The organism is Cohnella sp. GCM10012308, from assembly GCF_042649185.1.
Lineage (GTDB): Bacteria > Bacillota > Bacilli > Paenibacillales > Paenibacillaceae > Cohnella.
The window spans coordinates 22,238-31,079 of the sequence record NZ_JBHRYU010000057.1 but is presented as its reverse complement, the minus strand read 5'-3'; the positions used below and the strand labels follow the sequence as shown (position 1 = coordinate 31,079).

Annotated in this window: 5 protein-coding genes; all 5 read right to left on the bottom strand. The window is 62.1% G+C overall.

Annotated features, from left to right (window positions below; genetic code table 11):
* Positions 1 to 321 precede the first annotated feature (321 nt).
* Positions 322 to 3,591 carry a DUF6259 domain-containing protein gene (locus ACFOTD_RS33260; RefSeq protein WP_378124299.1) on the bottom strand — a complete coding sequence of 1,090 codons (3,270 nt, stop codon included), beginning with the start codon at positions 3,589 to 3,591 and terminating at the stop codon, positions 322 to 324.
* Positions 3,592 to 3,626: 35 nt separating this feature from the next.
* On the bottom strand, positions 3,627 to 5,123 hold the full coding sequence (locus ACFOTD_RS33255; RefSeq protein WP_378124298.1) for a family 43 glycosylhydrolase: 1,497 nt from the start codon (positions 5,121 to 5,123) through the stop codon (positions 3,627 to 3,629).
* Positions 5,123 to 6,004 carry a carbohydrate ABC transporter permease gene (locus ACFOTD_RS33250; RefSeq protein ID WP_378124297.1) on the bottom strand — a complete coding sequence of 294 codons (882 nt, stop codon included), beginning with the start codon at positions 6,002 to 6,004 and terminating at the stop codon, positions 5,123 to 5,125. Before ACFOTD_RS33250 ends, ACFOTD_RS33255 begins: the two co-directional genes overlap by 1 nt.
* An 18-nt stretch (positions 6,005 to 6,022) precedes the next feature.
* Positions 6,023 to 6,922 (bottom strand): ABC transporter permease, encoded by a 900-nt coding sequence (locus ACFOTD_RS33245; RefSeq protein ID WP_378124296.1) that lies wholly within the window; start codon positions 6,920 to 6,922, stop codon positions 6,023 to 6,025.
* Positions 6,923 to 7,059: 137 nt separating this feature from the next.
* Positions 7,060 to 8,775, bottom strand: coding sequence for an extracellular solute-binding protein (locus tag ACFOTD_RS33240; protein WP_378124295.1), 1,716 nt, complete (start codon positions 8,773 to 8,775; stop codon positions 7,060 to 7,062).
* Between the last annotated feature and the right edge of the window lie 67 nt (positions 8,776 to 8,842).

The following is an 8,842-nucleotide window of genomic DNA, read 5'->3' as shown; positions in this document are numbered from 1 at the left end:
AACCTACACACCTCTACAATAGGAGATTTTTTCATGCCTATCCACGAAAAAAGTAACACGAAATAGAAAATATAGTAATTTATTGATTAAAAATTTAATGCGTTAGTTTTAATGCAACACTAGTGAAATATGTTCCGCTATGGCCTTCCAAACTAACTGCCTAGAGCCCGACAGCGGAAGTAAGTTCCGCTATGGCCTCCACACGGTTCGCTCCACGCCCCGGCTCCTCCTCCATCAAGCACGCCAATAAGCCGCACGGTCATCCGTGCGGCTCATCGGCGTGCTATTCATTAAACGTACCTACCCACCCAACATTTGCTCTTAAGGCAGCGCCTCCAGCTTCGGCTCTCCCCAGAAAGCCCAGTCATAACCGTAATCGCCTAGCGAGTCGGTGATCAAGGTGACAACGACGGTCTTTCCCGCATAGGCGGAAAGAGAGACGCTGAACGGCGTCCATGCGCCGCCGGGCTGCAGATCGTCGGACCAGCGCTCGCTGCCGTTTACGGCGACGCGGAAGCCGACGCCCTGCGAGTCCTCGGCCCCGTCCTTGATGCCCGCGAACCCGGTCAGCTTCGCGCCGCCCGAAGGCAGCGTCACGACGTAGTCGACGCGGGTCTGTCCATGCTGCGGCGGATGCGCGTCGAGCCCCTGCTTCTGCACGCCCAGCACGACGCCGGTGCCCACCTTACCGCCGAACGGATCCTGCGGCGGCGCCGTCGATCCGTCCTCGAACTGCAGGTTTGAATCGAACGGCTGCGCGGACAGCGACAGCGGCAACGTCACGGCACCGCCCGCGCTGTAAATCAGATACACTTGATCCGTCGCAGGCGCCGTAATCTTATAGCGGTTTGCGCCGAGCGACGTATACGTCGCCAGTCCGGACGCCGAAGCGACGGATGCGAGCTGCCGCGGGCTGACGAGCGTCAGGTCCACGCTGCGCGCCGCGCCCGTCTGCGCCAACGCAACATGCGGCGCCACCCAGACGGCGGAGTCGTTGTCGACCGTCGTGCCGGGATGCGTCTCCATGCGGATCGTGACTTCCTTGCCCTTGAACGACGACAGATCCAGCGATACCGGCGTCGGCGTCGCGCTGTGGCTGAACTGCTGCGTGCTCAGCACCGGCCGCGTAGCGGCTGGCGCCGCCTTTTCCCAGGCATACACCTTAAACGTCACGCCGTCGCTGCTCGCCACGTTCACCTCCGAACCGAGCTGGACGCCGGTCTCAAAGGTCGGCGTGCGGTCCGCCGGCAGCGTCACGTCGAACTCAAGCCACGTATGCCCGCCCTGCCACACGCCCGAATAAGGCGGATGAGCCAGGATACGATCGCCCCAGTGCTGCACGGTCCCGCCTTGCGCGAACGAATACGAGAATCCGCCGACAGAGGAGAACGACGTGGCCGTCTGATGCACGGTACCGTCGGCGAGCTTCTCGCCCGCGCGGATCGGACCGGCGTAGTTCAAGAAGTCGACGGCCGCCGGCTGCTGCAGATCCTGCAGGGAGAGCACGGTATGATTCGTATGGACGGCCACCGACTTCATCGCGACGTCTGCGGGCATCCCGTCGATATGGAAGGCGGCCTGGTCGCGCGGCTCGGCATCGTACAGGTACGTCTTGTCGGGGTTCAGCCCGAACAGCTTGGTGCTATCATACAGATACCAGCCCGGTATCCGCCCCGGCAGCGTCACGCTGTCCGAACCGTACAAGTACCGCAGCACGCCAACGTCCCCGCCCGTGCTCCCGGCCCCGTAAGCGGTCAGCTTTTCCCCAAACGCATCTCGTTCGTACTTGGCCGACTTCCCGCTCGCCGTCTTGAAGGCGAACAATGAATTGCCGTCCCACTGGCTGAAATCGATCTGCGGCTTGTTGTCCTGGTACCAGCGCGCCTCTGCGAACAGCTGCGCCATCAGCGGCGACGGGTTCGCGACTTGCGCGTAGTTCGGCCGGGTCAGCATCGGAATGGCGCCGAGCCGGTTCTGGACGACCTTGTGCCAGGCGATGAAATAATCCTCGGTCAGCGGATTCGCATGATCGGGGTGTCCGTAAATGGTCGTATAAGGCGCGAAGATGGCCGAGCTCGCCGGCACGACCTGGTCGATCTTGCCGTCGTCCCAGGTGCCGGTCTGCGAGAAAATGCCGTACGCATGCCGCTGCGCGAACGACTCGTACCGGGTCGTGATCTCGTTCAGGCTCTCGCCGCCGAGCGCGACATTAGAAGGAAGCTGCTCTCGCAGCTCGCGATGCAGCGCGATGTTGCCCTGCAGCATATTGCGGCCGTCGATCGTACCGTTGGCATCGTTGTACATGAGCAGCGATTGGTCGAGATGAATGCCGTCCGGATGGAGCGACTGGACGAGCTGTACCATCTTGCCGACGAACAACGTCCGCCACGCCTGCGAGGCCGGGTTGATCTGCGCGAACTTGATATGACTCGAGCCCGCGGTGTATTCAGAGAAAACGGGCTGCAGCGAGAATGGATCCTTGACCTGATAAGGCTGCATGGACGCGAAGGCCGGATTGTTCGGGTCGACGCCGAAGATGTTGACGTACAGCATGACCTTGAAGCCGAGCGCCTGCGCCGCCTGAATCTTGGCCGCGATACCCGCCTTCGGCGTATAGTCCGGGAAGTCGACGTCGTACGGGTCCTCGCGCCAGCCGGGCACGACGAGCAGCGTCTGCGACGGCTCCACCTCCTGCGCCAGCGCGCTGAGCGTCTGAGCGTCCTCCAGATCCGTCAGTACGGTGAACTGCACGTCCTTGGCCCAAGCCGGCTGCAGCTTCGACAGCTTGGACAGGTCGAACTTTTTGTCCGCCCATGTTCGGTACAGCGTCGCCCCGTTCACCCAATCTCCCGTATAGGCCTTCAGCCGCCAGCCGGTGGACACGGCCTTGCGCACCTGGGCGAACGGCGCAGGCGCATACGTCTCCACGCCGACGTAAAAGTTGCCGTTCTCGTGCTTCACGTGCAGCGACTTGAAAAACCGGGCGTCGTCGTCGCCGTGAACGAGCATGCCGCCGCCGCTGCCCTGAATGATGAACATCTGTGCTTCCCAGATGTTCGGATAGTCGAACTGCTGGAAGCCGTACGCCGCGTCCGGCGATTCTGCCGTCAGCCGGATGCCGCCCAGCACCGGCAGGATCAGATCGTACGTATCCGGCACGACGAGTCCCCACTGGACGCCCGAGATGCCGCCCGTCTGCGTATCGGCGTTTTGGCTGATCGTGAGCGTGCCGTCGTACTTGGTCGCTACGGTCGTCTCAAGCTCGGCCAGAGTCTGGCCGCTGCCCCACGTTTGTCCGTAGGTCGTGTGTCCCTTCTTGACGGTCGAGGCGGATACGGCCGTATCGTTCCACAATCCGCTGCCGCCGCCCAGCGTCCGGTGCCGGATGCCGGTCAGCGCAGTGCCGCTCCCCTTGGCCAGCGTTACCGTGCCATAGGTGAAATTGAGCGCGCCCGTCGAGGCGTTCAAGGTCACGGCCGGACCGTCGGCCGCAGCCGGTCCGCCTCCCCCGAGCGCACCCATGCAGATCATGACGGCGGCTAACCCCGTCATCATCGTCTTCTTCCACTTTCCGCTCCAACTCGCGTTCATCGTCGCATCCCCTTCCGATCGTTGCTTTCCGAGCCTTACGGTTCAAGCAATACGGCGTCGAAGCTTGCGCTGCCTTCGCTGACGAAGAGCCCCCATCCCCCCTCTCGATGGTCGTACAGCCGCGCGCTCATCGCGACCGTCTCATCGACGTACACCTCGCACACCGTGCCGTCGATCACGATGTCGAGCCGGCAGACGACGCCCGGCGTCAACGCGATGGGACGCTCGAGACCGACCTCGAAGGGAATGTCTCCTTTTCTCGGCCAACGGTCGAAGACGAGACGCTGCCGTCCGGGCTCGAGACGGATCATGTAGCCCCGGTCCAGCGCCTCGTCCGTCCGCAGCAGCACGCCGCAGCCGCGCGTGTCCGGCCCGAAGGTCACGGTCACCGACAGCCTGCATCGGGACGGCAATGATGCCGCAGCGGCGGCCGCGAACGAATCCGGCGCTTCGACGGCAGCCGTGCATACATCCGCAGCCTCGCCGCTCTCGCCGGCACCCGCCGCTCGAATCGATGCCGCTCCGGCGTCTCCGCGTCCCCCGCTTCCCCCGCTAATCCGCCACCTGCCTACGGCTTCGCGCAGCGCAAACTCCGCCTGCCGCGCCATCGCCGACCGCACCGGATCCGGCATCCGCACCGACAGCGAGCCGTCGGCCTGCTGCGCAAGCTCGTGCACGACCAGGTTGCCGCCCCACTGCCAGGTGCCTTCGTCGTGCTCGCCCTCCCGCGTCGGGTTCCAGCCGAACGCATAGCGCCGCTCCCCGTCGGTCCACGTTTTCGCCGCATAAAAAGCGCGGTTGTCGAACGTGTCGTTCTCCGGCGCCAGCCAGGGTCCCGCCAGCGACTTGCTCATCCGGTAGTGCGTGACGGTGCGATCGGAGAACGTCGAGTAGACGAGGTACCACCAGTCCCCCATCCGGAACAGATCCGGGCATTCGTGAGTCGTATACAGCGACGGCGCCCAGAACGGCTCGCGCACCTCCCAGCCGCTCAGATCCTTCGAGGCGCACAGCGCGACGCAGCCCCGCCTCCGGCCCGGTCCCTCCTTGAGCCGCGCGGCCAGCAGCATCCAGTACTCCCCGGCCTCCTCGTTCCAGAAGACGAACGGGTCGCGCCAGTCATGCTGCTCGTAGCGGTCGGCGGGCGCGTAGAAGGCGTCCTCCGGAAGCTTGGTCCAGTGAAGCAGATCGGTGCTGGTCGCGTGCATAACCGCCTGCTGGAGCTTGCCCTGGGCTGGATAGTGGAAGTTGTTGCCCGTGTAAAAAATATGATAGAGCTCGCCGACCTTCAGGATGCAGCCGGTATAGATGTACAGGTCCTGCTCCGACTCGCCGCCTCTCGGCAGCACCTCGCCGTATTCGGTATAGTTTACGAAGTCCTTCGTTCCCAGCAGAAACCAGGGCGTCCCTTCGCCGAAGTTTTCCTTGTCGCGCCAATCCTTCAGATACAGCAGCTTGAACTCGCCGTCCTCGTAAAACGGGATGACGTCCGCCAGCACGCCGTCCGCCGGCCGATAAAAAAAGTCGCTCATTACTCCTTCACGCTCCCCAGCACGATGCCTTTGACAAAGTATTTTTGCAAAAACGGATAAGCCAGCAGGATCGGCAGCGCGCCGACGATGATCTGCGCAGCCTTGGAGGTGCGGGTCGAGATCGACGCCAGCTTGTACAGGTCTTCCTGCTTCACATGAGAAAAGTCGAAGTTGATGATAATAGTCTGCAAATAGGAGGACAGCGGATAATGCTCCGGCTTGTTCATCAGAATCAGGCCGTCGAACCAGGCGTTCCAGTGCCCGACGATCGTAAACAGGCCGACGGTGGCAAGACCCGGCAGCGACAGCGGGACGTAGATGGTCCAGAGCGTGCGCAGATGGCCGGCGCCGTCGATGAAGCACGACTCCTCCAGTTCCTTGGGCAGGCCGCGGAAAAAGTTGAGCAGCAGAATGACGTTAAACACGGGGACGGCCCCCGGAATGACAAGCGCCCACACCGAATCGAGCAGGCCCGTATACTTGATCGTCATGTACCAGGGGACAAGTCCGCCTGCGAAAAGAATCGTGAAGACGAATATCCAGACGTAAAACGTGCGCATCCGAAACGTCCGTACATCCTTGGACAACGGATACGCGATCATGATCGTCAGCAGCATATTGATGGCGGTGCCCAGCAGCACGCGCTCGAGCGTAATGACGAAGGAGCGCATGAATTCGGGCCTGCTGATGATGAAGTCGTACGATTTGAGCGTAAAATCGACCGGCCAGAACGTGACCTGTCCGGCGGCGACCGCCGCGCTCTCGCTGAACGAGACCGCGAGGACGTGGACGAGCGGCAGGAAGCACAGGACGGCCAGCAAGCATAGAAACGCGGCGTTCGCCACAAGAAACACTCGTCTGGCCGGGGAGGTATGATGCAAGCGGAATCTCTCCTCTCTCTAGAAAATGCGATAGTTCGCCAGCCTGTAGGCCAGCCAATAGGAGACCGATATGAGCAGGAAGGATACGACGGACTTGAACAGGCCGACGGCCGTCGCCACGCCGTACTGCGCGTCGTTGAACGCGATCCGGTAGATCATCGTGTCGAGAATGTCCCCGCTCTCGTACACGAGCGGATTGGCCAGGTTGAACACCTGGTCGAAGCCGGCGTTCAGCACGTTGCCGAGGCTCAGCGTCACCATGAGCACGACGATCGGCATCATACCGGGCAGCGTGATGTGGCGCGTCTGCTTCCAGCGTCCCGCCCCGTCCATGACCGCCGCCTCGTACAGCGTCGGATTCACGCTCGTGATCGCGGCCAGATAGACGATCGTGCTGAAGCCGAACTCCTTCCAGACGTCGGAGAGGATCAGCACGGCCGGGAACCAGCGATTGTCCGCCAGGAAAAAGATCGGTTCGATGCCGAGCTTGCCCAGCATGGCGTTCACGATGCCCTCGGACGGCGACAGCAGATCGATCAGGATGCCGCCCAGGATGACCCAGGAGAGGAAGTGGGGCAGGTAAATCAGCGTTTGCACGCCGCGCTTGATGAACGAGCGGGTCACCTCGTTGAGCAGCAACGCGATCACGATCGGTACGAACAGTCCCGCGATAATTTTCATGCAGGCGATAAACAGCGTGTTCCAGATGACCTGGCCGGTGTTCGGCATATCCAGCACGAACTTGAAGTTGTCCAGCCCGATCCAGGGCGAGCCGAACCAGCCGCTGAAAATCGCGAACTTCTGAAACGCGATCACGACGCCCAGCATCGGCACGTAGCTGTAGACGAGCACCAGGACGAGGCCGGGCAGGAGCAGCAGGTGCAAAGGCAATTCCCTCATCCATCTTGCAGCTTTCATTTCGTACTTCACCGCCTTTTTTCCTGATTCAGCACGTTCGGACGCCGATTCGGTGCATGACGGAAGAAGGGGACGATGGTCTCGGCCGTCTCCCCTTCCGCCTGTCTATGCCGCGAGCGTCCGCGCGTTCGCTTCTACTACTTTTGCGAGCTCAGCCAGTCGTTGATCTCCTTCAGGATCGCCTCGCCGCCGAGCTTGTTCCAGTCCGCCACGAAGGTATCGAATTCGTCGACCGACGCGGCGCCCATGATAATCTTCGTGAACGTCTCCTTCTCCAGCTTGTCGAGCGTCGCCCACTTGTCGGTCATCGTCGGCGTCTGTCCGCCGAATGCCGTCATGAGCAGCCGGTCGCCGGTGTAATTGTCCATCGTGGTCACGAAGCCGAAGTACTGATGGGCAACCGCCCAGTTTTCGATATTGCCCGTCTTGAGGTAGTCGACCGTCGGGCCGTACTTGTCGGTCTCCGTCAGCGCGTCCTTCAGCAGGCTCTCGTCCTCGTTCTCGATCGCCTTGCGCAGCAGGGTGAGCGAATCCAGCACGCCCTGGTCGGAGACGCCGGACTGCACGAGCGACATCGGCGACGTATTGATCCGCTCTCCGTTCTCCTCGACGGTGATGAACTGGCCTTCGTTGCGCCGCGAGCCGTGCACGACCTCTTCGTGCAGGTTGAGCATTTTAATGGCCGCCTCCGGATGCTTGGCGCCCTTGCGTACGACGACGTAGCCGCTGGCGGAAAACCCGACGTTCGCTTTGGTCGGCGCGCCATCGACCGAAGGCACGGGGAACGGCATCCAGTCCATGCCCGGATTTTTCTTGACGGCGTCGAGGAACACGTACGGGTTCCAGTTCGCGCCGAACGCCATGCCGAACTTGCCTGCCGCGATATCCTCGGCGACCTTGTTGCCGTCCTTGACGCCGAATTCGCGGTCAAGCTCGCCCGCCTTGTACATCTCCTGCAGCTTGGCCAGCGCCTGCTTCATTTCCGGCTGCGTCGAGCCGTAGACGACCTTGCCCGAGGCGTCCTTCACCCACGTTTGCGGATAAGCGTGGAAAGCGTTGGACAGCCCCGTGATCGAGGTGATGGGACCGTACAAATAGTTATTGACCGCCAAGCCGTACGTGTCGGGCTTGCCGTTGCCGTCCGGATCCTGCTTCGTAAACGCTTCCGCAATCTTGAGCACGTCGTCCAGCGTCTTCGGCTCGGACAGATTCAGCTTTTTGAGCCAGTCCGTGCGGATCCACAGCAGGTTCGGCTCATAGATCGGCGCGTTGACGACCGGAATGGCGAGCAGCTTGCCGTTAAACGTGGCCGAGGCGAGCGCCGCGCCGCCGTCGCCGTGCTGCAGCTCCTTCGTATGGTCGGAGGCGTACTGCTCGTAGACGCCCGTCAGGTCCTCGAGCTGTCCGGCGTCGGCGAGCTGCTTGAGCTGGCTGGCCGATACGGAGAACAGCTCTGGCAGGCTGCCGGAGGCGATCGAGACGTTCAGCTTGCGGTTGTACTCGCTCGTCAGCGCCGTCCAGTCGTGCACGATCTTGATGCCGAGCAGATTCTCGTATTCGCGGTACCAGACATTGTTGTCGATGCTGTCGCCCTTCGGATAGGCCCAGGTCTGGTCGACCGCCCTGGCGACATGAAGCTCGATCGGCGGATCGTACTTGCCGAACGGGTCCCCCTTCTCCGCAGCCGCCGATGCGGATGCCGATGCGGTGCCGGATGCGCTGGGCGAGCCGGTCGCCTCGCCGGACGGTTCCGTGCTCGCCGCGTTTTTGCCCGAGCCGTCGCTGCAGCCGGCCGCTGCAAGCGCGCAAGCCAGAACGCCGCAGACAAGCGCGATTCTTTGGTTCTTTTTCAATCTCGGTTCCCCCTTCAAGCTCATGAATGGATGATCCTGCCCTGCATGAGCTCATTATAGAGCCGGC

Excerpts from the sequence above, each read along its gene's own strand:
- ACFOTD_RS33260 (WP_378124299.1), bottom strand. The coding sequence starts at position 3,591 with ATGAACGCGAGTTGGAGCGGAAAGTGGAAGAAGACGATGATGACGGGG.
- ACFOTD_RS33255 (WP_378124298.1), bottom strand. The coding sequence starts at position 5,123 with ATGAGCGACTTTTTTTATCGGCCGGCGGACGGCGTGCTGGCGGACGTC.
- ACFOTD_RS33245 (WP_378124296.1), bottom strand. The coding sequence starts at position 6,922 with ATGAAAGCTGCAAGATGGATGAGGGAATTGCCTTTGCACCTGCTGCTC.